Genomic DNA, 23407 nt, shown 5'->3' on the forward strand with positions numbered 1-23407 from the left:
GAACGGCGGCGTCCCCAGGAGGGGCGCCGCCCACCGACTTCCCACAAGGAGATCAATCATGGCTTTCAACATGCACAACCGTAACCTGCTCAGCCTGATGCACCACAGCACCCGCGAGCTGCGTTACCTGCTCGACCTGTCCCGCGACCTCAAGCGCGCCAAGTACACCGGCACCGAGCAGCAGCACCTGCAACGCAAGAACATCGCCCTGATCTTCGAGAAGACCTCCACCCGCACCCGCTGCGCCTTCGAGGTGGCCGCCTACGACCAGGGCGCCAACGTCACCTACATCGACCCGAACTCCTCGCAGATCGGCCACAAGGAGAGCATGAAGGACACCGCGCGGGTCCTCGGCCGGATGTACGACGCCATCGAGTACCGCGGCTTCAAGCAGGAAATCGTCGAGGAACTCGCGAAGTTCGCCGGCGTTCCGGTGTTCAACGGCCTGACCGACGAATACCACCCGACCCAGATGCTCGCCGACGTGCTGACCATGCGCGAGCACAGCGACAAGCCGCTGCACGACATCAGCTACGCCTACCTGGGCGACGCGCGCAACAACATGGGCAACTCCCTGCTGCTGATCGGCGCCAAGCTCGGCATGGACGTACGCATCGCCGCGCCGAAGGCGCTCTGGCCGCACGACGAGTTCGTCGCCCAATGCAAGAAGTTCGCCGAGGAAAGCGGCGCCAAGCTGACCCTCACCGAGGATCCGAAGGAAGCCGTGAAGGGCGTGGACTTCGTCCACACCGACGTCTGGGTGTCGATGGGCGAGCCGGTGGAAGCCTGGGGCGAGCGGATCAAGGAACTGCTGCCCTACCAGGTCAACATGGAGATCATGAAGGCCACCGGCAACCCGCGGGCCAAGTTCATGCACTGCCTGCCGGCGTTCCACAACAGCGAGACCAAGGTCGGCAAGCAGATCGCCGAGCAGTATCCGAACCTGGCCAACGGCATCGAGGTGACCGAGGACGTCTTCGAGTCGCCCTACAACATCGCCTTCGAGCAGGCCGAGAACCGCATGCACACCATCAAGGCGATCCTCGTCTCGACCCTCGCCGACATCTGACCGCGCTCCTGCGCCCCGGCCCACGCGGCCGGGCGCAGCCGCCTTCCGGAGGTAACCGATATGCGTATCGTCGTCGCATTGGGCGGTAATGCCCTGCTACGCCGTGGCGAACCCATGACCGCGGACAACCAGCGGGAAAACGTGCGGATCGCCGCCGAACAGATCGCCAAGGTGGCGCCCGGCAACGAGCTGGTGATCGCCCACGGCAACGGCCCCCAGGTCGGCCTGCTGGCCCTCCAGGGGGCCGCCTACGACCAGGTCTCGCCCTACCCGCTGGACGTCCTCGGCGCGGAAACCGAGGGCATGATCGGCTACATGATCGAACAGGAGATGGGCAACCTGCTGCCGTTCGAAGTGCCGTTCGCCACCATCCTCACCCAGGTCGAGGTGGACGGTAAGGATCCGGCGTTCCAGAACCCGACCAAGCCGATCGGCCCGGTCTACTCCAGGGAAGAAGCCGAGCGCCTGGCCGCCGAGAAGGGCTGGAGCATCGCCCCGGACGGCGACAAGTTCCGCCGCGTGGTGCCCAGCCCGCGGCCGAAGCGGATCTTCGAGATCCGCCCGGTGAAGTGGCTGCTGGAGAAAGGCACCATCGTCATCTGCGCTGGCGGCGGCGGTATCCCGACCATGTACGACGAGGCCGGGAAGAAGCTCAGCGGCGTCGAGGCGGTGATCGACAAGGACCTCTGCTCCTCGCTGCTGGCCCAGGAGCTGGTGGCCGACATCCTGATCATCGCCACCGACGTCGACGCGGCCTACGTCGACTGGGGCAAGCCGACCCAGAAGGCCATCGCCCAGGCCCACCCGGACGAACTGGAGCGCCTCGGCTTCGCCGCCGGCTCCATGGGACCGAAGGTCCAGGCCGCCATCGAGTTCGCCCGCGCCACCGGCAAGGACGCGGTGATCGGTTCGCTCGCGGACATCGTCGCGATCACCGAGGGCAAGGCGGGAACACGGGTCAGCACGCGCAAGGCGGGCATCGAGTACCGCTGATACCCCCCCAGGGCCGCTTCGCGGCCCTTCTTCATTCTCCTCCGCCGGCATCGGGCGAAGGGCGGATAGCGCCACGCGTCATCCGCCGCCTCCGCAAACGCCCCAGCGCCGCGCCTCTGCGCGCGGACTTTCAAGCAAGTCCCGCAACACTCGCCCACGCACCACCTCTGCCAACAGCCCGGCCATGGGCGTCAATCCCCCCCACGGCAGACCGCCAGCACTTGTGGAAAGCCCACGCAACGCGGTATTCAGTAGGAAAATACGTGACTCGATAGTCATGATTCACGTCAGCATAGTCACCCTGATCATTTCAACGGCCACTGGCTCGTGCCCGGGTCCGTGAAGCTCGCCTCGCCGACGGGAAAGGCCGCCATCGCCGCCACGCGCTTCCCGCTCCGGACCAGGCAGCAGCCCGGCACGCGAACGACTATTCGAAGGAGTTTCTGAGTGATGTCTCGACTACCGGTCATTGTTGGTTTCGGTGGCTACAACGCAGCAGGCCGTAGTTCCTTCCACCACGGCTTCCGTCGCATGGTCATCGAATCGATGGACCCGCAGGCGCGCCAGGAAACCCTAGCCGGCCTGGCGGTCATGATGAAACTGGTCAAGGCCGAAGGCGGCCGCTACCTGGCCGAAGACGGCACGCCGCTGTCCCCGGAGGACATCGAGCGGCGCTACGCCGAACGCATCTTCGCCTCTACCCTGGTGCGACGCATCGAACCGCGGTACCTCGACCCGGATGCCGTCCACTGGCACAAGGTCCTCGAGCTGTCCCCTGCCGAAGGCCAGGCGCTGACCTTCAAGGCCTCGCCCAAGCAACTGCCCGAGCCGCTGCCGGCCAACTGGTCGATCGCTCCCGCGGAGGATGGCGAGGTACTGGTGAGCATCCACGAGCGCTGCGAGTTCAAGGTCGACAGCTACCGTGCGCTGACGGTGAAGTCCGCTGGCCAGCTGCCCACCGGTTTCGAACCGGGCGAGCTGTACAACTCGCGCTTCCACCCGCGCGGCCTGCAGATGTCGGTGGTCGCCGCGACCGACGCGATCCGCTCCACCGGCATCGACTGGAAGACCATCGTCGACAACGTCCAGCCCGACGAGATCGCGGTGTTCTCCGGCAGCATCATGAGCCAGCTCGACGACAACGGTTTCGGCGGCCTGATGCAATCCCGCCTGAAGGGCCACCGGGTCTCGGCCAAGCAACTGCCGCTGGGCTTCAACAGCATGCCCACCGATTTCATCAATGCCTACGTGCTCGGCAGCGTCGGCATGACCGGCAGCATCACAGGCGCCTGCGCCACCTTCCTCTACAACCTGCAGAAGGGTATCGACGTCATCACCAGCGGCCAGGCCCGGGTGGTCATCGTCGGCAACAGCGAGGCGCCGATCCTGCCGGAGTGCATCGAGGGCTACAGCGCCATGGGCGCACTGGCCACCGAAGAAGGCCTGCGCCTGATCGAAGGCCGCGACGACGTGGACTTCCGCCGCGCCAGCCGGCCGTTCGGCGAGAACTGCGGCTTCACCCTGGCCGAGTCCAGCCAGTACGTAGTGCTGATGGACGACGAACTGGCCCTGCGCCTGGGCGCGGATATCCACGGCGCGGTGACCGACGTGTTCATCAACGCCGACGGTTTCAAGAAGTCCATCTCCGCCCCCGGCCCGGGCAACTACCTGACGGTAGCCAAGGCGGTGGCCAGCGCGGTGCAGATCGTCGGCCTGGACACCGTGCGCCACGCCAGCTTCGTCCACGCTCACGGCTCCAGCACGCCGGCCAACCGGGTCACCGAATCGGAAATCCTCGACCGCGTGGCCAGCGCCTTCGGCATCGACGGCTGGCCGGTCACCGCGGTGAAGGCCTACGTCGGCCACTCCCTGGCCACCGCCAGCGCCGATCAACTGATTTCCGCCCTGGGCACCTTCAAGTACGGCATCCTCCCTGGGATCAAGACCATCGACAAGGTCGCCGACGACGTCCACCAGCAGCGCCTGAGCATCTCCAATCGCGACATGCGCCAGGACAAGCCGCTGGAGGTGTGCTTCATCAACTCCAAGGGCTTCGGCGGCAACAACGCCAGCGGCGTGGTGCTGTCGCCGCGAATCGCCGAGAAGATGCTGCGCAAGCGCCATGGCCAAGCGGCCTTCGCCGCCTACGTCGAGAAGCGCGAGCAGACCCGCGCCGCCGCCCGCGCCTACGACCAGCGCGCGCTGCAGGGCGACCTGGAGATCATCTACAACTTCGGCCAGGACCTGATCGACGAGCACGCCATCGAGGTCAGCGCCGAACAGGTGACGGTGCCCGGCTTCAGCCAGCCGCTGGTATACAAGAAGGACGCGCGTTTCAGCGACATGCTCGACTGAGCGCCGCCACAACGGCAAAGGCCCGGCTAGAAGACCGGGCCTTTTCGTTTCAGTGCAGCGCGCGCGCCAGTTGGATCAGTTCGCTGCGCCACTCGGCAGCGCGCGGCAGGGCCAGGAAGGAGCCGTTGAGGTAGTCCTCGCGCGGCTCGTAGGTGAATGGCGCGCCATGCAGGTCGAGCACCTCGCCGCCGGCGCCTTCCAGCACACCCTGGGCGGCGGCCGTGTCCCATTGCGAGGTTGGCGTCAGGCGCGGATAGCAGTCGGCAGCGCCCTCGGCCAGCAGGCAGAACTTCAGCGAACTGCCGATGCTGGCTCGCCGCAGGTCGCCGAAGCGCTCGCTCAAGCCATCCAGCAGGCGCTCCTGGGCCGGGCTGCCGTGGCGCTTGCTGGCCACCACGGTGAAGGCCTCCTCGGGCTCCAGGCGCACACTGATCGGTTGCGCGCGGCCATCGGCCTCCTCGCGCCAGGCACCGAGACCGGCGCCACCGTAGTAGCAGCGGCCGCTCACCGGCACGCCGACCAGGCCGAACAGCACCCGGCCATCCTCGACCAGGGCCACGTTGACGGTGAACTCCTCGCTACCGGAGATGAACTCCTTGGTGCCGTCCAGCGGGTCCACCAGCCACCAGCGCCGCCAGTGGCCGCGCTCGCTCAGCGGTATCTCGCAATCCTCTTCGGAAAGCACCGGAATGTCCGGCGCCAGCGCCCGCAATCCCGTCTCCAATATATGGTGCGCGGCCAGGTCGGCGGCAGTCACCGGCGATTCGTCGGCCTTCGAGCGCACCGCCACGTCGGCGCGCCAGTGCGGCAGGATCGCCTCGCCGGCGCGCCGCACCAGCGCCACCAATTCGCCCCAGGGCACCGGCCTCATGCCTGGTACTCGCCGCGCTGGGTGAGCAGGTCGCGCACCAGGTACAGCGCGGCCAGGGCGCGGCCTTCGCTGAACTGAGCGTGCTGGGCCAGGCTCGAGAGTTCGCGCAGGCTGATGCGATCGACGCCCATCGGCTCCGGCTCGTCGCCCGGCAGGCGCTCCTCGTAGAGATCGCGCGCCAGCACCACCTGGATGCGCTGGCTCATGTAGCCCGGCGACAGCGACAGTTCGGTGATGTGCTCCAGTTGCCGGGCACCGTAGCCCGCTTCCTCCTTGAGTTCGCGGTTGGCCGCCGCGAGGATGTCCTCGCCCGGCTCGACCAAGCCCTTGGGCAGCGACAACTGGTATTCGTCGACCCCGGCGCAATATTCCTCCACCAGCACCGCGTGCTCGGCATCGAGCATGGCCACCACCATCACCGCACCGTAGCCCTGGCCCTTGCCGACCAGACGCTCGTAGGTGCGCTCGACGCCATTGCTGAAGCGCAGTTGCAACTCCTCGACAGCGAACAGTCGGCTCTTCGCGACGATCTCGCTGGCGAGTACGGTGGGTTTCTGACGCATGTGGATAACTCCTTGGCGAAGCCGGCGGGTTATCATACCCCGGCTTTTCCGATTATCCCTGTCGGAGATTGATGGGAAGCGACAGATTTCCGCATCGATCGCGACGAACCGCGACAAGAGCCGCCATGCCCACCCTGCCCTGGTCCGCCATCGACACCGTGCTGCTCGACATGGACGGCACCCTGCTCGACCTGCACTTCGACAACCACTTCTGGCTGGAACACCTGCCCCAGCGCTATGCCGAACGCAACGGCCTGAGTCGCGCCGAAGCCGATGCCGTGCTCGAGCCGCTGTTCCGCGAACACGCTGGCCAGCTCAACTGGTACTGCCTGGATTTCTGGAGCCGGGAACTGGACCTGTCGATCCGCGAACTCAAGCACGAGGTGGCGCACCTGATCTCGCTGCGTCCGCACGCCGATACCTTCCTCGCCGCCCTGCGCCAGGCCGGCAAGCGCGTGGCGCTGATCACCAACGCGCACCGCGACTCGCTGTCGCTGAAGCTGGAACGGATCGAACTGGCGCCCTATTTCGACCGACTGATCAGCTCCCACGACTACGGCTACCCGAAGGAGGACGCGCGCTTCTGGAGCGCCCTGCAAGCCGATTTCGGCTTCGACCCGCAGCGCAGCCTGTTCATCGACGACAGCCTGCCGATCCTGCGCAGCGCCCGCGCCTATGGTGTCGCCCACCTGTTGGCGGTACGCCACCCGGACAGCCGTGGCCAGGTCCGGGACACCGAGGAGTTCGCTGCCCAGGAGGACTACCGGCGGCTGCTCGAAGGACTGCCGTAGCCGCGGAAACGAAAACCCCGCCACGCGGGCGGGGTTGGCGAAACGCCGGGATCACTCGGGAATGCGCAGGACCTGGCCGGGGTAGATCTTGTCCGGATGGCTGAGCATCGGCTTGTTGGCCTCGAAGATCTTCATGTAGGCGTTGGCATTGCCGTATTCGGCCTTGGCGATGGCGCTCAGGGTGTCGCCTTTCTTCACGGTGACGAAGCGCGCCTCCGGAGCGGCCTGGGCCACGGTGATCTTGTCTTCCACCGAGGAGACGCCGGCGACGTTGCCCAGCGCCAGCAGGATCTTCTCTTTCTCCTCCTGGCTGGCCACCTCGCCCGAGGCGATGACCTTGTCGCCTTCCACCGAAACCTGGATGTTCGGGTTGCCCAGGCCGACCTTGGCGACGTGCTCCTTCAGCGACTCGGCCGCCTGTGCCTCATGCCCCGTCAGCGTATCCCACAGCTTTTCACCGGCTTCCTTCACGAACGCGAAAATACCCATCTTTGGTTCTCCCTTTACGGTTACGGTTGCAAGCGGCCGGCGCAATCCCGATCCGCGACTAGCCAAGTCTAGACTGCAAAAACCGGCGAAATATCCCTAGCCTCCTTCGCCACCCCATAACACTGCGCCCATTCGCGTTAAGATTCGGCGACACCCCCGCCACGGAAGCGCCGATGGACATCAAGCAACTGAAATTCCTCTGCGCCCTCGACGAAACCCGCCACTTCGGCCAGGCCGCCGCACGCTGCCACGTCACCCAGCCGACCCTGTCCATGCGCCTGCGCAGCCTGGAAGAAGAACTCGGCCTGGAACTGGTGCGACGCAGCCAGCGCTTCGAAGGCTTCACCGAGGCCGGCGAGCGCGTACTGGCCTGGGCACGCAGCCTGCTGGCGGCCCAGGAAGGGCTGTACGCGGAAGCCGCCGCCTGCCGCGGGCAACTGGTCGGGACCCTGCGCCTGGGCGTGGTCCCGCTGGCCAGCTTCGACCCGATGCGCCTGGTCCAGCACATGGCCGGGCGCCACCCGGAGTTGCGTTTCCAGCTCTATTCCCTGAGTTCGGAACAGGTACTCGAAGGCCTGGCGCGCAACCAGTTCGATCTCGGCGTCTCTTATCTGGACCGTCTGGACCGCAGCCATTTCGAGGGCATCGAACTGGCGGAGACCCGCATGGGCCTGCTCCATCACCCCAGCCATTTCCCGCTCGACGCCGCGCTGCTGAACTGGGATGCGCTGGCTGGCCTGCCGCTGGGCCTGCTCTCGGCGGGCATGCACTTCCGCCAATCCATCGACCACAACTTCCGCAGCCGCGGGCTGAGCCCCATCGCGCGCCTGGAAACCGATTCGGTGCAGCAACTGCTGCAGGCGGTGCAGCGTGGCTTGTGCTGCGCGATCATGCCGTTGGGCAGCGAAGTCGACGACGAGTTGCGCCTGGTCCCCATCGAGGACGCCCATACCCTGGCAGCGCTCGGCCTGATCATTCGCAGCGGACAGCCGCGCTCGGCGCTGGCCGAAGCCTGCTTCGAGGAGGCCCGGACCTGGCTGGCGCCCGCCGGCTTGATAGACCCTGTCGATCAGGGTATCGGCACAACCGATTAGACGCCGCTCCGCGACAGGCCTAGGCTGGCTCCACACCTAGAACGATAGGGCCCAGCCCATGCCTTGCCAGCCTGCATGCCCGGTATCCGCCGATACCTGGGCGCCTTCCGCCGTTCCCGACGTTTACCGCTACGCCGACCTGCACCTGCCGCAGCAGATCGGCCAGGCCTCCCTTGCCGCCGAGTGTGCCCTGGCGATCAGTTACAACGGACTGAACCAGGCGGTGATGATGGCCTCGCCCGAGGACATCGAGGATTTCGTCCGCGGCTTCAGCCTCAGCAGTGGCTTCGTACAGGCCATCGACGAAATCTATGAAATCCGCGTCAGCGGCCAGGGCGAATCCCTCCACGCCGAGGTCGAGATCAGCAGCCGCGCATTCTGGAACCTCAAGCGCCAGCGCCGGCAACTGGCCGGCACGTCAGGCTGCGGCCTGTGCGGCGTCGAAGCCCTGGAGCAGGCGCTGCCGCAACTGCCGGAGCGGTCGTCGCAGGCGCTGCCTCCCGCCGTCCATCTCGGCGCCCTGCGCCAGCGTATCGAGCAGGCCCAGCGACTGGCGCGCCATAGCGGCGCCCTGCATGCCGCGCTGTATTTCGACGAGCATGGCGAGCTGCGCCTGTGTCGCGAGGACATCGGCCGCCACAACGCCCTCGACAAGCTGATCGGCGCCCTGCATGGACAGGGACTGGATGCTGCGCAGGGCTTCGCCGTGGTCACCAGCCGCTGCAGCCTGGAGCTTATCCACAAGGCCGTACGCGCCGGGATCGGCACCCTGGTCAGCCTCTCCGCGCCAACCGCCCTGACCGTGCAATGGGCGCGCCGCCACCAGCTGAACCTGATCCACCAGCCCCATCACAGTGCCCCGCGGGTCTACAGCCCGGCGCCGGCCGTAACCGAGTGAGTCCGTCATGAGCCTGCAACCTCTCCAACCCCGCTACAAGCCCTACGCCGGTGCCGCCGCCGGCTGGGGCGCGCTGCGCAGCGTGGCGCACTTCTGGCTGGACAGCAAACAGCCGTTCAAGAACCTCCGCGCCCTGCTCAAGACCAACCAGAACGGCGGTTTCGACTGCCCCGGCTGCGCCTGGGGCGACTCGCCGGAAGACGGCCGGGTGAAGTTCTGCGAGAACGGCGCCAAGGCAGTCAACTGGGAAGCCACCAAGCGCCGCGTCGACACGGCGTTCTTCGCCCGTTACAGCGTCAGCGCCCTGCGCGAACAGAGCGACTACTGGCTGGAATACCAGGGCCGCCTCACCGGACCGATGCGCTACGACCCGCTCAGCGACCACTACCAGCCGATCACCTGGGACGCCGCCTTCGCCCTGGTCGCCGAGCACCTGCGCCGCCTGGATAGCCCCGACCAGGCGGAGTTCTATACCTCCGGGCGGGCCAGCAACGAGGCGGCCTACCTCTACCAGTTGTTCGTCCGCGCGTTCGGCACCAACAACTTCCCCGACTGCTCGAACATGTGCCACGAGGCCAGCGGCGTGGCACTGGGCCGCAGCGTCGGGGTCGGCAAGGGCAGCGTGACCTTCGACGACTTCGAACACGCCGACGCGATCTTCATCCTTGGGCAGAACCCCGGCACCAACCACCCGCGCATGCTCGAGCCGCTGCGCGAAGCAGTGAAGCGCGGCGCCCAGGTGGTCTGCTTCAACCCTCTCAAGGAGCGCGGCCTGGAGCGCTTCCAGCATCCGCAGAATGCGCTGGAAATGCTGACCAACGGCTCCTCGCCGCTGAACACCGCGTTCTTCCGTCCGGCACTGGGCGGCGACATGGCGGCGATCCGCGGGATCGCCAAGTTCCTCCTCGCCTGGGAGCGCGACGCCCAGGCCGAGGGCGGCGAGCCGGTATTCGACCACGCCTTCATCGCCGAGCACACCGACGGCCTCGAGGCCTACCTGGCCGAACTGGATGCCACCCCCTGGGAACACCTGGAGCGCCAGTCCGGGCTGAGCCTGGCGGAAATCGAACAGGCTGCGCGGATGTACCGGCGGGCGAACAGGGTCATCGTCTGCTGGGCGATGGGCATCACCCAACACCATCATTCGGTGGCGATCATCCAGGAAATCGTCAACCTGCAACTCCTGCGCGGCAACCTGGGCCGCCCGGGCGCCGGTCTCTGCCCGGTCCGCGGCCACAGCAACGTGCAGGGCGACCGCACCATGGGCATCAACGAGCGGCCGCCGGCGGCGCTGCTCGACGCACTGGAACGGCGCTTCGGCTTCGAAGTGCCACGCCACAACGGGCACAACGCCGTCGAGGCGATCGCCGCGATGCTCGCCGGCAAGTCGAAGGTCTTCATCGGCCTGGGCGGCAATTTCGCCCAGGCCACCCCGGACAGTCTGCGCACCCACGCCGCCCTGGCGTCATGCGACCTGACCGTGCACATCAGCACCAAGCTCAACCGCAGCCACCTGACCACCGGCCGCGACGCACTGATCCTGCCCTGCCTGGGGCGCACCGACATCGACCGCCAGGCCGAAGGCCCGCAGGCGGTCACGGTGGAAGACTCGTTCAGCATGATCCACGCGTCCTACGGGCAACTGGAGCCGCTCTCGCAGCAGATGCGTTCGGAGCCGGCGATCATCGCCGGCATCGCCAAGGCAACCCTGGGCAACCATCCGGTGGACTGGGACGCGCTGATCGCCAACTACGAGCGCATCCGCGAGCTGATCGCCGACACCATCCCCGGTTTCGCCGACTTCAACCGCCGCGTCCGGCATCCCGGCGGCTTCTACCTCGGCAACGCCGCCGGAGAACGGCGCTGGAACACCGCCAGCGGCAAGGCCAACTTCGTCGCCAACCCGCTGCCCCGCGACCTGTTGCCGGCACAGGTGCGCGACAGCGGCCTCGAACCCGACCTGATCCTGCAGACCCTGCGCTCCCATGACCAGTACAACACCACCATCTACGGCCTGGACGATCGCTATCGCGGAGTGAAGGGCCAGCGCGAAGTGGTATTCGCCAACGAGGCGGATATCCGCCGCCTGGGCTACCAGCCGGGCGACAAGGTCGACCTGGTCTCGCTGTGGAGCGATGGCATCGAACGCCGGGTACGCCGCTTCACCCTGCTCGCCTTCGACATCCCGGCCGGCCAGGCAGCCGCCTACTACCCGGAAACCAATCCCCTGGTGCCGCTGGAGAGCGTCGGCGTCGGCAGCCATACGCCGACTTCGAAGTTCATCGCGGTACGCCTGGAAAAGGCCACGGGCGACGGGCGCATTATCTGAAGCCCACGAAAAACGCCGCCTCCTGCAACAGGAGGCGGCGTCTTAAGGAAAAAGTCGATGAAAGGCCTTGAAGGCAGGCCGCTCGTCGGCGTTAGAATGGCCAGCATCCCGCCAGCAAAAATACCGATTTCGACCCTGAAATCGCGTTTCGCATTCGGTTTAAGACCGCCTCCGCCGAAGAAAGTTCCCCATAAAAAACAAGCACTTGGAATATTTCGAGTTTGTTCTACCAATCGTCGGCTGACGCTTGTCAGCGGTTTGGGCCAACCCCAGCATCGCAGCCGTCATCCCCACAGAGAGAAACTCTCTATGAAGTATTCCTCGATACTCCTGTTGTCCCTGAGTCTGGTCGGTGGTACCGCCTTCGCAGGCGACAACACCCGCGCGGCCATCGGCGGCGCCTTGGGCGGGGTGTTGGGTTCGGTCGTCGGCGATGCGGTCGGCGGCAGCACTGGCGCCGCGATCGGTAGCGGCATCGGTGGCGCTGCGGGCGGTGCAGTCGGCGCCGGACGCGGTAACAAGACCGAAGCGGCGATCGGCGGCGGCCTCGGTGCCGCAGGCGGCAACGTCATCGGCCGGCAGATCGGTGGCAGCACCGGTGGCCTGATCGGCGCGGCCCTCGGCGGCGCCGGCGGCGGCGCGCTGGGCAACCATTATGGCGACGGCAACCGCCGCTACGACGACGATGACGACTACCGCGACCGTCGCTACTACCGCCGCGCCGGCTATCGCGATGGCTATTACCGGCATGACAACGGCCATCACTATGGCCGGTACAAGAAGTGGAAGCGCCATAAGCATCATCGTCGCTACTACGACGACTGATTCCTCCGCTCCCCACGACGCAAAGGCCGGGCCTGATGGTCCGGCCTTTGTGCGAACGACCGTATTTCCCTCCTGATTCAACGATGAGGCACGCACGATGCGTAAATCTCTCCTGGTAATCGCGTTCGGCCTGCTGGGCGCACAAGCCGCGTTCGCCGGCGACTCCACCAAGACCGCCGTGGGCGGCGGCGTGGGCGGCGCCCTGGGCAACGTCGTGGGCAACGCCATCGGCGGTAGCACCGGTGCGGCCATAGGTGCCGGCCTAGGTGGCGCGGCCGGCGGCGCGATGACCGCCAAGGACGGGCGCAAGACCGAAGCAGCCCTGGGTGGCGGGCTAGGCGCGGCCGGCGGTTCGGTGATCGGCAACAAGCTGGGCGGCAGCACCGGCGCGACCATAGGTGCAGGCCTCGGCGGCGCAGCGGGTGGCGCGGTCGGTAACAACCTGGGCAAGGACAACGACAGCGGTCACCGCGGCAAGAAACACCGCAAGCACAAGCATCGTTGATCGGCATGCTTGCCGAAGCCGATGTGTAAAAGCCCCGCGACCGCGGGGCTTTTACTTTCTACCGTTCGTCAGCCTTTCGGTGCCGTCTTCAACTCGTCGCGAACGATCAGGACGCCACGCGGCGCCTCGATCCCGACCCGGGCCTGGTTGCCGATAATATCGGTGACCAGGATCCGGATGCCGCCTTCGCGCAATTGCCGAATCAGTTCCTCCGCCGGGTAGTCGGCCTTGAGGGACAGGGTGATGCCTTCGCCTTCTCGGCGGGAGAGTATCAGGAAACCCATGTTCCGCGTCCTTGCCAGTCATAGCAGGGGCAAACCGGCCCCTTTGGTGAATGAAATGGTGTGGAGGGATGGTCACAGAACATTGCTCCAGCGTCGAGACTGCAAACGTTCAATCAGAAATGTCCCATCCAGCGCTTCCTCATCGCCTCACGCCATGTCATGGATTGTCGCACCGGGCTCGCTTTGCTAGCGTGCCCGGCATCAATTCAATCGAGATTTCCAGATGCGCCCGTCGTTCGCCAGTTGGGGCCTGCTTGCCCTCCTGCTCCTGCAAGGCCCGCTGCTCCAGGCCCAGCCGCTGTCGCCGGCTCTCCAGCAACTGTTGAGCCTGAGCAGCCAGCGTTTGCAACTAGCCGATCAGGTAGCCCAGAGCAAGGCCCAGTCGGGCAAGGCGGTACAGGACAGCCCGCGGGAAGAACAACAGTTGCAGATGCTCGCCGGACAAGCCGGGAGCCACGGGGTCGGCGCCGAGCAGGTGCGCCTGCTGTTCGCCGCGCAGATCGAGGCGAACAAGCTGGTCCAGTACCGCCTGCTCAGCCGGCCGCTACCGGACGCTGGCCAGGCGGTCGACCTGGAGCGCATCCGCAACCGCCTCAATCAGCTCAACCTGGAGCTGCTGCGCGGCTACGCCCCGGCGCTCGCCGAACTGCGCGTCGACGACTGCCGGCCGAGGCTAAACCAGGCGCTGCAACGGCAGGTACGCGACGATCGCCTGGACGAACTGCACGCCATCGCCCTGTCACGGGCGGCGGGCGATCTCTGTCACTGGGCCGCGCTCTGAAGCGCGGCCAGCGCATCGCGTAGTCCCTGCGGAATGGCCACCGGGCGGCTGCTTCGGCGCTCCACGAAGACATGCACGAAACGCCCGGCCGCGCAGGCCTCCCGCTGCCCTTCGAGGAACAAGGCCAGTTCGTACTGCACCGAGCTGTTGCCCAGGCGCGCCACCCGCAAGCCCATCTCGATCCGCTGGGGGAAGGCCACCGGCGCGAAATAGTCGCAGCTGGAACTGACCACCAGGCCGATCACTTCGCCGCCCTGGATATCCAGGCCGCCGCGCTCGATCAGGTAGGTATTCACCGCCGTGTCGAAGAACGCATAGTAGGTCACGTTGTTCACGTGTCCGTAGATATCGTTGTCGTGCCAGCGCGTGGTGATCGGCTGGAAATGAAGGTACTGCTCGCGCAGCGGTCTCGGGGCGGTCGCCATGCCCGGTCCTCGTAGAAGGGATTCAGTATGCCGCGCGATAGATCGCCAGGGCGTCCGCCTCGCCGACCTCGCGCGGGTTGTTGACCAGCAGACGCTGCTGGAGCATCGCGTCGGCGGCCAGGCGCGGCAGCATCGCCTCGTCCACCCCGGCGTCGCGCAAGCGGCTCGGCAGGCCGTTGCGCGGACTGAGCTGGGCCAGTTCGTCGATCAGCTGCGCGGTAAGCGCGTCGCGATCGCCCGGACGCAAGCGGTCGCCCAGCAGCAGCGGCGCCAGCTCGGCATAGAGTCCAGCGGCAGCGGGAGCGTTGAAACGAATCACCTCCGGTAGCACCAGCGCATTGCTCAGGCCGTGGGGAATGTGGAAATGCCCTCCCAGCGGATAGGCCAGGGCATGCACCGCCGCCACCGGCGCATTGGCGAAGGCCTGCCCGGCCAGGCAGGCGCCCAGCAGCATGGCCTGGCGCGCCTCGCGGTCGCCGCCGTCGCCTACCGCGCGTTCCAGGTTGGCCGCCAGCAGGCGCAACGCCTCCCGCGCCAGCAGGTCGGACAGCGGGTTCTTCTTCAGCTTGCTGGTATAGCTCTCGATCGCATGCACCATCGCGTCGATACCGGTCGCCGCGGTGACCGCCGGCGGCAGCCCGAGGGTCAGGTCGGCATCGAGCAGCGCCAGATCGGGCAGCAGGTAGGGCGAGACCACACCCATCTTGGTGGTCTCGCCAGTGGTGACGATGGCGATCGGCGTCACCTCGGAGCCGGTCCCGGCGGTGGTCGGCACCTGGATCAGCGGCAGGCGCGGCCCGCGTGCGTTGCCGACCCCGAAGACCTCGCCGAGCCCCTGCCCTGCCTCTGCATGGGCGAGCAGCGCGACCAGCTTGGCCACGTCCATGGAACTGCCACCGCCGAAACCGACCACCAGCTCGGCAGCCATGCCCCGCGCCCGCCCGAGCGCGGCCTCGACCACCGATTCAGGCGGATCGGCGAGCACCTGGTCGTACACCTCGACGGCCAGGCCCAGGCGCGGGAAGCCGGGCAGGATCGCATCCAGCAAGCCGAGCCGGGTGATCCCCGGGTCGGTCACGATCAACACGCGGCGCGCCCTTCGCTCGCGGCAGAGTTCCGCCAGGCGGATGGCGGAGCCGGCCTCGCAGAGGATCTGCGCGGTAGTGGCGAAACTGAAAGCTTGCATATCGGTCTCCTTGGGCGAGACGCCCGTCAGAACGAGAAATGCTCCTCGGGCAGGGCCATCAGGCAGTCGGCGCCACCGAGCAAGGCTTCGCGGTGCATGCTAGCCCGCGGCAGGATGCGCCGCAGGTAGAAATCGGCGCTGCGCAGCTTGGCCCGATAGAAATCGCCCTCGCCGGAGCCGCCGTCCAGCGCTTCCTGGGCTCGTGCCGCGGCTTGCAACCAGAGGGCCGCGAGCAATACGTAGGCGCTGTACTGGAGGAAGTCCACCGAAGTGGCGCCGATCTCCTGGGGATCGCGCGCGCAGGCCTCGAGTACCTGGCCGGTGAGCTGCCGCCACTCCTCCAGGCGTTGCAGCACCGGCTCAGCCAGTGGCGCCAGCGCAGCACGCCCTTGCAGCGCCTCGCTGGCCACCGCCAGTTCGCCTTGCAGCGCCAGCAGTTCGCCGCCCTGGTCGCCGAGCAGCTTGCGGCGGACCAGATCGAGCGCCTGGATGCCATTGGTGCCTTCGTATATCTGGGTGATGCGACTGTCGCGCATCAATTGCTCCATGCCCCATTCGCGGATGAAACCGTGACCGCCATAGACCTGTACGCCGAGGCTGGCGACTTCCTGGCCGACATCGGTAAGGAAGGCCTTGACGATGGGGATCAGCAGCGCTGCACGGCGCGTCGCCGCGCGCCGGCCGTCGGCATCCGGATGGCCGTGTTCCAGGTCGAGTTGGCGTGCACAGCAGGCCGCCAGCATGCGGCAGCCTTCGACCAAGGTCTTCTGGGTCAGCAGCATGCGCCGTACGTCGGGGTGCACGATGATCGGGTCGGCGGCCTTGTCCGGTGCCTGCGGGCCGACCAGGGCGCGCGACTGCAGGCGCTCGCGGGCGTAGCCGAGGGCGCCCTGGAAGGCCCGTTCGGCGATACCCAGGCCCTGCAGGCCGACCTGGAAGCGCGCGTCGTTCATCATCGTGAACATGCAGGCCAGGCCCTGGTTCGCCTGGCCCAGCAGCCAGCCCCTGGCGCCGTCGAAGTTCATCACGCAGGTGGAAGCGCCCTTGATCCCCATCTTGTGCTCGATGGCGCCGCACCCCAGGCTATTGCGCTCGCCCAGGGAGCCATCGGGATTGGCGACGAACTTCGGCACCAGGAACAGACTGATGCCCTTCACCCCGGCCGGCGCGTCCGCCAGGCGCGCCAGCACCAGGTGGACGATGTTCTCGGTGAGGTCCTGCTCGCCACCGCTGATGAAGATCTTGCTGCCGCTGATCGCGTAGCTGCCGTCGGCCTGCGCCTCGGCGCGGGTGCGCAGGAGGGCGAGGTCGGTGCCGGCCTGGGGTTCGGTCAGGCACATGGTGCCGGCCCATTCGCCGCTCACCAGCTTGGCCAGGTAGTCGCGCCGCAACGCCTCGTCGCCATGCTTGTACAGGGCCAGCACGGCGCCCTCGGTCAGCCCCGAATAGACGCGGAAGGACAGGCTGGCGGCCATCAACATCTCGTGGAAACACGCGGAGACCATCTGCGGGAAGCCCTGGCCGCCGTACTCGGTGGGTCCGGTCATGCTCGCCCAGCCGTTCTCGCTGTACTGCCGGTAGGCTTCGCGAAAGCCGGTGGGGGTGGTCACCACGCCATCCTTCAGCTTCGCGCCTTCCTCGTCGCTGTTGCGATTGAGCGGCGCCACCACCTGGCCGGTGTAGCGCGCGCCTTCCTCGAGCACGCCGTCGATCAGTTCGCGATCGATGCCGTTGCCCAGCAGTTCGCAATGCGCGCCGACATCGAACAGTTCATGGAGAACGAAGCGCATGTCGCGCAAGGGGGCCTGGTAATCCATCTCAGCGCGCCTCCTGCAGGTCGGCGAAGGCTCCGCCCTCGGCGGCCAGGCGCTCGACCAGGGACGCCGGCTTCCAGCGCGCGCCGTGGCGCTGTTCGAGGAAACGCAGGCGTTGCAGCAGCTCGGCCGCGCCGAGGCGATCGGCCCAGGCCATGGGACCGCCCTCCGCGGCGGGGAAGCCGTAGCCGTTCAGGTAGACAGTGTCGATGTCGGCACTACGGGCGGCGATACCCTCGTCGAGGATCTTCGCGCCCTCGTTGACCAGCGCCAGCAGGCAACGCTCGAGGATTTCCTCGTCGGCGAAATCGCGCCGCGGGTAGCCCAGCGTCTCGGCAACCCGGAGCACCAGGGCATCCACCTCGGTATCGTGCTCCGCCTGGCGGCTGCCCGGCGCGTAGCGGTAGTAGCCGGCACCGCTCTTCTGGCCGAAGCGGCCCATCTCGCAAAGGCGTTTGTCCACCTGCACGGCCGGCTGGTCCTGGCCGACCCCGGCCAACTCGCGGGCGCGCCACTCCAGGTCGATACCGACCACGTCGTACATGCGGAACGGCCCCATGGCGAAACCGAACGCCTGGAGAGCCCGGTCCACCTGGTACGGCAGGGCGCCTTCCAGCAGCATCAGGCGGGCCTCGGTGGCGTAGGGGTCGAGCATGCGGTTGCCGATGAAGCCGTGGCAGTTGCCGGCCACTACGCTGACCTTGCCCATCCGCTCGCCCAGCGCCAGGGCCGCCTCCAGCACCGCCGGCGCGGTCTGCGCGCCGCGCACGATCTCCAGCAGCCGCATGATGTGCGCCGGGCTGAAGAAGTGCAGGCCGAGCACCTGACCCGGACGCGCGGTGACCGCGGCGATGGCGTCGATGTCCAGGTAGGAAGTATTGCTGGCCAGCACCGCGGAGGGCTTCAGCGCCGCGTCCAGCTCGCGGAAGATCGATTGCTTGAGTTCCAGGTTCTCGTAGACCGCCTCGATCACCAGGTCCGCCTCGCGCATCGCGGCGAGGTGCTGGACCGGCGTGATGCGGGCGCGGCGCGCGGCCGCTTCCTCTTCGCCGATGCGCCCCTGGCGCACGTTGTGCGCGTAGGTGTCGGCCACGGCGCCGAGCGCCTGGTTGAGCATCTGCGGGTTGCTGTCCAGCCACTGCACGTCGAGACCGGCGTTGGCCAGGCACATGACGATACCGCGACCCATGGTGCCGGCGCCGATCACCGCGGCCTGGCGGAAGGAAAAGTTCTGGCTCATGGTCTTGTCCTCGTTGTAGCGAGCGCAGGAGGAACGGTGGACGAAACCTGGGGCAGTCCGACCGCACAAAAAGCGACCACTACCTTAGGGGAAGGTCGTACTATTTTTGAAATTTAGTCTTGTGATAGCTGGAATTCAGGCAGTGAATATCCAAACCTTCGACCTCAACCTGCTACGCGTCCTCGACGCCCTGCTGCGCGAACGCAACGTCTCGCGCGCGGCGGAGCGCCTGGCGCTGAGCCAGCCGGCAGTAAGCAATGCGCTGAACCGCCTGCGCGAGCTGCTCGACGACCCGCTGCTGGTCCGCGCCGGTCGTGCGATGCAGCCGACGCCCCGGGCGCTGGCGCTGGAAGCGCCGATCCGCGCGGCGCTGCGGCAGATCGAACAGAGCCTGGGCGACGGCGAGGGCTTCGATCCCGGGCGCAGCCGGCAGCGCTTCACCGTAGCGGTGACCGACTACGTCGAACTGATCTGCATGCCCGCCCTGATGCGCCGCCTGAGCGAGCGTGCGCCGGGAATCTCCATCGCCATCCAGCACCTGACCCCGACCTTGCCGGCCGAGGCGCTGGACAAAGGCGAACTGGACCTGGTGCTAGGCCGCTTCGAAAACGTCCCGGCGCGCTTCCAGCGCCGCCATTGGGCCAGCGAGACCCTGCAACTGGTCGCCCGGCGTCAGCACCCGCTGCTGGCGCAGGCTCCCGACCTGGCCACCTTCCTGGAGCTGCAGCACCTGTGGGTGCACGGCGGGCAGACCAAGGGGATGGTCGACCAGTGGCTGGGCAGCCAGGGGCTCAAGCGGCAAGTGGCCTACACCACACCGAACTACCTGCAGGCAGCGCACATCGCCGCGTACAGCGACCTGGTCGGCGTCCTGCCGCGACAACTGGCGCACTACTTCAAACGATTGCTGCCCCTGCAATCGTTCGACCTGCCGTTCGACCTCGGCCCGTTCCACCTGGAACTGGTGTTCCTGGCCCAGCGCGAACGCGACATCGCCCTGCAATGGCTGGTCGAACAGATCCGCCAGGTCGGGGCCGCCGGACCGGACTAGGGGAATCCGGGCAGTCAGAAGCGGTCGCGGATGACCAGTTCTTCCCGCGGCAGCTTGCCGCTGCGCGGCCAGGGTTCAACGGCCTTTTTCCCGACCGCCACCATCAGGCCGATCACATGGTTGTCCGGCAGGTTGATCAGCCGGGCCACGGCATCGAAGTCGAAACCATCCATCGGACACGAATCCAGGCCCTGGCCGCGGGCGACCAGCATCAGGGTCTGCGCCAGCAGGCCGCAGCTGCGCATGGCTTCGTCGCGCTGTACCTGGGGCTTGCCGCGGTAGTAGGTGTCGATGGCGCCTGCCATGAACGCCTGTACCGCCTCGGGAGCACCGTCCCAGACCCGCTGCGCGTTGCGCTCCCAACTGTCGAGCTGGGCGCACACCACCACCAGCATCGCCGCGTCGGTGACCTGCGCCTGGTCCCAGGCCACTTCACGCAACTGCGCGCGCAATTGCGGATCGCTGACCTCGACCAGCCGCACGTGTTGCAGGTTGAAGGCGGAAGGCGCATGCAGCGCCAGGTCCAGGAGATGGTCCTTCTCTTCGCGAGTCAGGCTGAAGGATGAGTCGTAGCCCTTGATGGCACGGCGACTCCGAACGGCGTCTTCGATATGCATGGGGGAAATCCACTGCGAGGGAACAAAGGGGCGCCCACTCTAGGGCATTGGCGAGAAGATAAACCAGACTTCAATAAATCCGACGCAGCCCCACAGCAGCTACTTACAGAATCAGGACTAGGACTATTCCTAGGAAGGAATTTTCTTTAGGAATTGTCCTATATTCCACTCCAATGCCAGCGCCTGGGAGAGGGCCCCTCCCGGGACGCACGAACGCAGAAAAATAAGGATGAACTCACGTAGGAGTAAGCTCATGAACAGGATGGGCCAACTGGCTTTGTTCGGTCTTCTTGTAGGAACTTCCAGCAACCTGTTCGCCGCCCCCGGCAGCATCAGCGGCGTCATCCGCTTCACCGGCGCCATCGTCGAGCCGCCGTGCTCGATGAATGCCTCCAGGCAAGGCGAGGCCAAGGGCAGCTTCCACCTCAGTGGCTGTCCCATGCAGGCGCGCACCGCGGAAGTCAGCATCCGCTCGATGAAGACCGGCGAGGTGCAACACCTGCAACCCAGCGACCTGGTACTCGGGGAAAGGAATTTCTCGGCGCGCTATGAGCTGGCCGGAAGCGGTCGTCGCTCCGGCAACTACCTGATCACCGTCACCTACCCCTGACGTCCGGACATAAAAAAACCGCCCGAAGGCGGTTTTTTCATGGTGCCGAAACGTGGCTTACAGCTGCGGGCCGGCGGCCTTGATCGCATCGGAAACCTCGAATTTCTTGAAGTTTTCGATGAACTGCTTGGCCAGGCCCTTCGCCGCCTCGTCGTAGGCAGCCTTGTCGGCCCAGGTGTTGCGCGGGTTGAGCAGATTGGTCTCGACGCCCGGAACGGCCTTCGGCACGTCCAGGTTGATGATGTCCAGGTGCTCGGTTTCCGCGCCGATCAGCGCGCCGCTCTGGATCGCCGCGATCACGCCACGGGTGGTCGGGATGTTGAAGCGCTTGCCGACGCCGTAGCCACCGCCGGTCCAGCCGGTGTTGACCAGGTAGACCTTGGAGCCGAAGGCCTTGATACGCTTGATCAGCAGCTCGGCGTAGACACCGGCCGGACGCGGGAAGAAGGGAGCGCCGAAGCAGGTGGAGAAGGTCGACTTGATGCCGCCGCCGGAACCCATCTCGGTGGAGCCGACCAGCGCGGTGTAGCCGGACAGGAAGTGGTAGGCCGCCTGCTCGTTGTTCAGGATCGATACCGGCGGCAGTACGCCGGTCAGGTCGCAGGTCAGGAAGATCACCGCGTTGGGCTCGCCGCCGAGGTTCTTCTCCGAACGCTTCTCGACGTGCTCCAGCGGGTAGGCGGCGCGGCTGTTCTGGGTCAGGCTGTCATCGGCGTAGTTGGGCACGCGCTCTTCGTCGAGAACCACGTTCTCCAGCACGGCGCCGAACTTGATGGCTTTCCAGATGACCGGCTCGTTCTTCTCGGACAGGTCGATGCACTTGGCATAGCAACCGCCTTCGACGTTGAACACCACGCCCTCGCCCCAGCCGTGCTCGTCGTCACCGATCAGGTAACGGCTTTCATCAGCGGACAGGGTGGTCTTGCCGGTGCCGGACAGGCCGAAGAACAAGGTCACATCGCCCGCTTCGCCGATGTTGGCAGCGCAGTGCATCGGCAGCACGTCGCGCTCGGGCAGCAGGAAGTTCTGCACGGAGAACATGGCTTTCTTCATCTCGCCGGCATAGCGCATGCCTGCGATCAGCACTTTCTTCTGGGCGAAATTGAGGATCACGCAACCGTCGGAGTTGGTGCCGTCGCGCTCGGGCACGCATTCGAAGTTGGCGACATTGAGGACCTGCCACTCGTCCTTGCCGGCCGGGTTGTACTGCTCCGGCTCGATGAACAGGCAACGGCCGAACAGATTCTGCCAGGCGGTAGCGGTGGTCATCTTCACCGGCAGGTAGTAAGCCTCGGCGGAACCTACATGAACATGGGAAACGAAATGGTCCTGGGCGTTGTTGAACGCTTCCACGCGGGCCCACAGCGCATCGAACTTGTCGGCCGGGAACGGACGGTTGATGTTGCCCCAGGCGATCGCGTCCTTGGTGCTCGGCTCTTCGACGATGAAACGGTCGACCGGCGAACGGCCGGTGCGATGGCCGGTACGTACGACCAGCGAGCCGTTGGCGGCCAGTTCGCCCTCACCGCGGCGAATGGCTTCTTCTACCAGTTGGGCGGCGCTGATATCGGTGTACACGGCGTTGTTGGCTTGCGTCATGTGGTTCCCCGTCGGCCAGAGGCCGAGTCCTCCAAACTTCGTAGCGCTTCAAAAAACTCACTACAGGAAAAAAGTGGCGGGATTATGCCAGAAAAGCCCGCTGGATGAAAAATCGTCAGTGGCGGGTCTCGGAAGGCCCCTGGCTGCCAGCGCCAGCGAACAACTGGGCGACGTCGGAGGCGTCGAACAGGTAGCGCTGGTTGCAGAACTGGCAGTCGATGGTGATCGAGCCTTCCTCCTCCTCGAGCAGCCGCTCGCAGTCGGCCTGCCCGAGACTGACCAGGGCGTTGGCCGAACGTTCCCGCGAGCAACTGCAATGGAAGACCAGCGGTTGCGGCTCGAACAGGCGCACGGTTTCCTCGTGGTAGAGGCGGTGCAGGACGGTCTCGTTGTCCAGCGCCAGCAGCTCTTCGGCGGTCAGCGTGTCGGCCAGGGTGGTCAGGTGCTGCCAACTGGCCTCGCGGGCCTCGGGGTCCTTCAGGCGGTCGGCGGGAAGCTGCTGCAGCAGCAGGCCGCGGGCGCGGCGGCCGTTGGCGTTGAGCCAGAAACGGGTCGGCAGCTGTTCCGAGCTGGCGAAGTAGTTGGACAGGCATTCCGCCAGGTTCACCCCCTCCAGGGCGACGATCCCCTGGTAGCGCTGGCCCTTGACCGGGTCCACGGTGAGGGTCAGCACGCCTTCGGGCATCAGTTCCTGCATGCCGGCGTCGGCGCCGATGGACTCCGCCGAATAGCGGGCCAGGCCACGCACCTGGCGGTCGCTGGAACACTCCACCATCAACAGCGGCACCGCGCCGCTGGAACGCGCCTGCAATACCAGCAGGCCGTCGAACTTGAGCGTGCCGCAGAGCAGCGAGGCCGCCGCGAGCATCTCCCCGAGCAGTTGCGCGACCGGTTCCGGATAGGGATGTTTGGCCAGCACTTCGCTGTAGCTACGCTCGAGATCGACCATCTCGCCGCGCACGTCGGTATCGTCGAAAAGGAAACGCTGGCTCTGATCTGAATGGGACATGCGGGACAC

Annotated in this window: 23 protein-coding genes; 12 read left to right on the forward strand and 11 right to left on the reverse strand. The window is 66.4% G+C overall.

Annotation, left to right across the window (positions count from 1 at the left end; translation table 11 throughout):
* The first annotated feature begins 58 nt into the window (after window positions 1–58).
* From M6E97_RS22905 to fabY, 3 genes are all read left to right on the forward strand, one after another.
* On the forward strand, window positions 59–1069 hold the full coding sequence (locus tag M6E97_RS22905; protein ID WP_003096197.1) for an ornithine carbamoyltransferase: 1011 nt from the start codon (window positions 59–61) through the stop codon (window positions 1067–1069).
* A 60-nt stretch (window positions 1070–1129) separates the two neighbouring features.
* Window positions 1130–2062, forward strand: coding sequence for a carbamate kinase (arcC, locus tag M6E97_RS22910; RefSeq protein WP_003096199.1), 933 nt, complete (start codon window positions 1130–1132; stop codon window positions 2060–2062).
* Between the two features lie 450 nt (window positions 2063–2512).
* Entirely contained in the window at window positions 2513–4417 is a 1905-nt protein-coding gene (gene fabY / locus M6E97_RS22915; protein ID WP_033937896.1) for a beta-ketoacyl-ACP synthase FabY, read from the forward strand.
* Window positions 4418–4466: 49 nt separating this feature from the next.
* Here fabY and cysQ read toward each other — a convergent pair whose 3' ends face one another.
* Together cysQ and nudE are read right to left on the reverse strand one after the other, a co-directional pair.
* Window positions 4467–5288: a 3'(2'),5'-bisphosphate nucleotidase CysQ gene (cysQ, locus tag M6E97_RS22920; protein WP_023127039.1), complete on the reverse strand. Its 822-nt coding sequence runs from the start codon at window positions 5286–5288 to the stop codon at window positions 4467–4469.
* Window positions 5285–5851: an ADP compounds hydrolase NudE gene (gene nudE / locus M6E97_RS22925; RefSeq protein WP_003096206.1), complete on the reverse strand. Its 567-nt coding sequence runs from the start codon at window positions 5849–5851 to the stop codon at window positions 5285–5287. The genes cysQ and nudE overlap by 4 nt, the downstream gene beginning before the upstream one ends.
* Window positions 5852–5976: 125 nt before the next feature.
* On the opposite strand from nudE, the gene yrfG reads away from it, so the two are divergent.
* Window positions 5977–6642 carry a GMP/IMP nucleotidase gene (gene yrfG, locus M6E97_RS22930; RefSeq protein ID WP_003135990.1) on the forward strand — a complete coding sequence of 222 codons (666 nt, stop codon included), beginning with the start codon at window positions 5977–5979 and terminating at the stop codon, window positions 6640–6642.
* A 51-nt stretch (window positions 6643–6693) separates the two neighbouring features.
* On the opposite strand, the gene lysM is transcribed toward yrfG, so the two are convergent.
* The gene (gene lysM, locus M6E97_RS22935) at window positions 6694–7131 is read right to left on the reverse strand and encodes a peptidoglycan-binding protein LysM (RefSeq protein WP_003096210.1); all 438 of its coding nucleotides are present in this window, start codon (window positions 7129–7131) and stop codon (window positions 6694–6696) included.
* Between the two features lie 173 nt (window positions 7132–7304).
* On the opposite strand from lysM, the gene M6E97_RS22940 reads away from it, so the two are divergent.
* The 5 genes from M6E97_RS22940 (at window position 7305) to M6E97_RS22960 (ending at window position 12782) form a co-directional block, all read left to right on the forward strand.
* On the forward strand, window positions 7305–8225 hold the full coding sequence (locus tag M6E97_RS22940; RefSeq protein WP_003096212.1) for a LysR family transcriptional regulator: 921 nt from the start codon (window positions 7305–7307) through the stop codon (window positions 8223–8225).
* 58 nt (window positions 8226–8283) lie between these two features.
* Complete coding sequence (gene fdhD, locus M6E97_RS22945; protein WP_031686200.1) at window positions 8284–9123, forward strand: formate dehydrogenase accessory sulfurtransferase FdhD; 840 nt, start codon at window positions 8284–8286, stop codon at window positions 9121–9123.
* A gap of 7 nt (window positions 9124–9130) precedes the next feature.
* Window positions 9131–11452, forward strand: a complete 2322-nt coding sequence (locus M6E97_RS22950; protein ID WP_033937898.1) for an FdhF/YdeP family oxidoreductase — start codon at window positions 9131–9133, stop codon at window positions 11450–11452.
* 309 nt (window positions 11453–11761) lie between these two features.
* Complete coding sequence (locus M6E97_RS22955) at window positions 11762–12277, forward strand: hypothetical protein (protein WP_003096217.1); 516 nt, start codon at window positions 11762–11764, stop codon at window positions 12275–12277.
* 97 nt (window positions 12278–12374) lie between these two features.
* A complete protein-coding gene (locus tag M6E97_RS22960; RefSeq protein WP_003096219.1) occupies window positions 12375–12782 on the forward strand; it encodes a glycine zipper domain-containing protein in 408 nt (135 codons plus the stop codon).
* A 68-nt stretch (window positions 12783–12850) separates the two neighbouring features.
* On the opposite strand, the gene M6E97_RS22965 is transcribed toward M6E97_RS22960, so the two are convergent.
* A complete protein-coding gene (locus tag M6E97_RS22965; protein WP_003096222.1) occupies window positions 12851–13066 on the reverse strand; it encodes a carbon storage regulator in 216 nt (71 codons plus the stop codon).
* Between the two features lie 223 nt (window positions 13067–13289).
* Here M6E97_RS22965 and M6E97_RS22970 point away from each other — a divergent pair, with 223 nt between their 5' ends.
* Window positions 13290–13847 (forward strand): chorismate mutase, encoded by a 558-nt coding sequence (locus tag M6E97_RS22970; RefSeq protein ID WP_003096224.1) that lies wholly within the window; start codon window positions 13290–13292, stop codon window positions 13845–13847.
* Here M6E97_RS22970 and M6E97_RS22975 read toward each other — a convergent pair.
* The 4 genes from M6E97_RS22975 to M6E97_RS22990 are packed head-to-tail and all read right to left on the reverse strand — an operon-like array spanning window position 13829 to window position 18512.
* Window positions 13829–14272 carry an acyl-CoA thioesterase gene (locus M6E97_RS22975; RefSeq protein WP_003096230.1) on the reverse strand — a complete coding sequence of 148 codons (444 nt, stop codon included), beginning with the start codon at window positions 14270–14272 and terminating at the stop codon, window positions 13829–13831. The two genes, M6E97_RS22970 and M6E97_RS22975, sit on opposite strands and share 19 nt — an antisense overlap.
* Before the next feature lie 22 nt (window positions 14273–14294).
* Window positions 14295–15458: an iron-containing alcohol dehydrogenase gene (locus M6E97_RS22980; protein WP_033937901.1), complete on the reverse strand. Its 1164-nt coding sequence runs from the start codon at window positions 15456–15458 to the stop codon at window positions 14295–14297.
* 26 nt (window positions 15459–15484) lie between these two features.
* Window positions 15485–17275 carry an acyl-CoA dehydrogenase C-terminal domain-containing protein gene (locus M6E97_RS22985; RefSeq protein WP_023084671.1) on the reverse strand — a complete coding sequence of 597 codons (1791 nt, stop codon included), beginning with the start codon at window positions 17273–17275 and terminating at the stop codon, window positions 15485–15487.
* Between the two features lies 1 nt (window position 17276).
* Window positions 17277–18512, reverse strand: a complete 1236-nt coding sequence (locus M6E97_RS22990) for a 3-hydroxyacyl-CoA dehydrogenase (protein ID WP_033937904.1) — start codon at window positions 18510–18512, stop codon at window positions 17277–17279.
* Between the two features lie 142 nt (window positions 18513–18654).
* Here M6E97_RS22990 and M6E97_RS22995 point away from each other — a divergent pair, with 142 nt between their 5' ends.
* Complete coding sequence (locus M6E97_RS22995) at window positions 18655–19563, forward strand: LysR family transcriptional regulator (protein WP_003109979.1); 909 nt, start codon at window positions 18655–18657, stop codon at window positions 19561–19563.
* 14 nt (window positions 19564–19577) lie between these two features.
* Here M6E97_RS22995 and M6E97_RS23000 read toward each other — a convergent pair whose 3' ends face one another.
* Window positions 19578–20180: a nitroreductase family protein gene (locus M6E97_RS23000; RefSeq protein ID WP_003109980.1), complete on the reverse strand. Its 603-nt coding sequence runs from the start codon at window positions 20178–20180 to the stop codon at window positions 19578–19580.
* A gap of 253 nt (window positions 20181–20433) precedes the next feature.
* On the opposite strand from M6E97_RS23000, the gene M6E97_RS23005 reads away from it, so the two are divergent.
* The gene (locus M6E97_RS23005; protein ID WP_033937906.1) at window positions 20434–20790 is read left to right on the forward strand and encodes a type 1 fimbrial protein; all 357 of its coding nucleotides are present in this window, start codon (window positions 20434–20436) and stop codon (window positions 20788–20790) included.
* A gap of 57 nt (window positions 20791–20847) precedes the next feature.
* On the opposite strand, the gene M6E97_RS23010 is transcribed toward M6E97_RS23005, so the two are convergent.
* Together M6E97_RS23010 and hslO are read right to left on the reverse strand one after the other, a co-directional pair.
* Window positions 20848–22389, reverse strand: coding sequence for a phosphoenolpyruvate carboxykinase (locus M6E97_RS23010; RefSeq protein ID WP_003109982.1), 1542 nt, complete (start codon window positions 22387–22389; stop codon window positions 20848–20850).
* A 115-nt stretch (window positions 22390–22504) separates the two neighbouring features.
* Window positions 22505–23398, reverse strand: coding sequence for an Hsp33 family molecular chaperone HslO (gene hslO, locus M6E97_RS23015; RefSeq protein ID WP_003109983.1), 894 nt, complete (start codon window positions 23396–23398; stop codon window positions 22505–22507).
* Window positions 23399–23407: the final 9 nt, after the last annotated feature.

It is taken from the genome of Pseudomonas sp. B111, from assembly GCF_026428275.1.
Lineage (GTDB): Bacteria > Pseudomonadota > Gammaproteobacteria > Pseudomonadales > Pseudomonadaceae > Pseudomonas > Pseudomonas aeruginosa.

Bases quoted from the DNA above. Each gene is read 5' to 3' on its own strand.
- M6E97_RS22905 (WP_003096197.1), top strand. From the start codon at position 59: ATGGCTTTCAACATGCACAACCGTAACCTGCTCAGCCTGATGCACCAC.
- M6E97_RS22955 (WP_003096217.1), top strand. From the start codon at position 11,762: ATGAAGTATTCCTCGATACTCCTGTTGTCCCTGAGTCTGGTCGGTGGT.
- M6E97_RS23005 (WP_033937906.1), top strand. From the start codon at position 20,434: ATGAACAGGATGGGCCAACTGGCTTTGTTCGGTCTTCTTGTAGGAACT.
- yrfG (WP_003135990.1), top strand. From the start codon at position 5,977: ATGCCCACCCTGCCCTGGTCCGCCATCGACACCGTGCTGCTCGACATG.
- fabY (WP_033937896.1), top strand. From the start codon at position 2,513: ATGTCTCGACTACCGGTCATTGTTGGTTTCGGTGGCTACAACGCAGCA.
- M6E97_RS22975 (WP_003096230.1), bottom strand. From the start codon at position 14,272: ATGGCGACCGCCCCGAGACCGCTGCGCGAGCAGTACCTTCATTTCCAG.
- M6E97_RS22980 (WP_033937901.1), bottom strand. From the start codon at position 15,458: ATGCAAGCTTTCAGTTTCGCCACTACCGCGCAGATCCTCTGCGAGGCC.
- M6E97_RS22965 (WP_003096222.1), bottom strand. From the start codon at position 13,066: ATGGGTTTCCTGATACTCTCCCGCCGAGAAGGCGAAGGCATCACCCTG.
- cysQ (WP_023127039.1), bottom strand. From the start codon at position 5,288: ATGAGGCCGGTGCCCTGGGGCGAATTGGTGGCGCTGGTGCGGCGCGCC.
- M6E97_RS23000 (WP_003109980.1), bottom strand. From the start codon at position 20,180: ATGCATATCGAAGACGCCGTTCGGAGTCGCCGTGCCATCAAGGGCTAC.
- lysM (WP_003096210.1), bottom strand. From the start codon at position 7,131: ATGGGTATTTTCGCGTTCGTGAAGGAAGCCGGTGAAAAGCTGTGGGAT.
- M6E97_RS22990 (WP_033937904.1), bottom strand. From the start codon at position 18,512: ATGAGCCAGAACTTTTCCTTCCGCCAGGCCGCGGTGATCGGCGCCGGC.
- M6E97_RS22960 (WP_003096219.1), top strand. From the start codon at position 12,375: ATGCGTAAATCTCTCCTGGTAATCGCGTTCGGCCTGCTGGGCGCACAA.
- fdhD (WP_031686200.1), top strand. From the start codon at position 8,284: ATGCCTTGCCAGCCTGCATGCCCGGTATCCGCCGATACCTGGGCGCCT.
- M6E97_RS22940 (WP_003096212.1), top strand. From the start codon at position 7,305: ATGGACATCAAGCAACTGAAATTCCTCTGCGCCCTCGACGAAACCCGC.
- M6E97_RS22950 (WP_033937898.1), top strand. From the start codon at position 9,131: ATGAGCCTGCAACCTCTCCAACCCCGCTACAAGCCCTACGCCGGTGCC.
- nudE (WP_003096206.1), bottom strand. From the start codon at position 5,851: ATGCGTCAGAAACCCACCGTACTCGCCAGCGAGATCGTCGCGAAGAGC.
- hslO (WP_003109983.1), bottom strand. From the start codon at position 23,398: ATGTCCCATTCAGATCAGAGCCAGCGTTTCCTTTTCGACGATACCGAC.
- M6E97_RS22970 (WP_003096224.1), top strand. From the start codon at position 13,290: ATGCGCCCGTCGTTCGCCAGTTGGGGCCTGCTTGCCCTCCTGCTCCTG.
- M6E97_RS23010 (WP_003109982.1), bottom strand. From the start codon at position 22,389: ATGACGCAAGCCAACAACGCCGTGTACACCGATATCAGCGCCGCCCAA.
- arcC (WP_003096199.1), top strand. From the start codon at position 1,130: ATGCGTATCGTCGTCGCATTGGGCGGTAATGCCCTGCTACGCCGTGGC.
- M6E97_RS22985 (WP_023084671.1), bottom strand. From the start codon at position 17,275: ATGGATTACCAGGCCCCCTTGCGCGACATGCGCTTCGTTCTCCATGAA.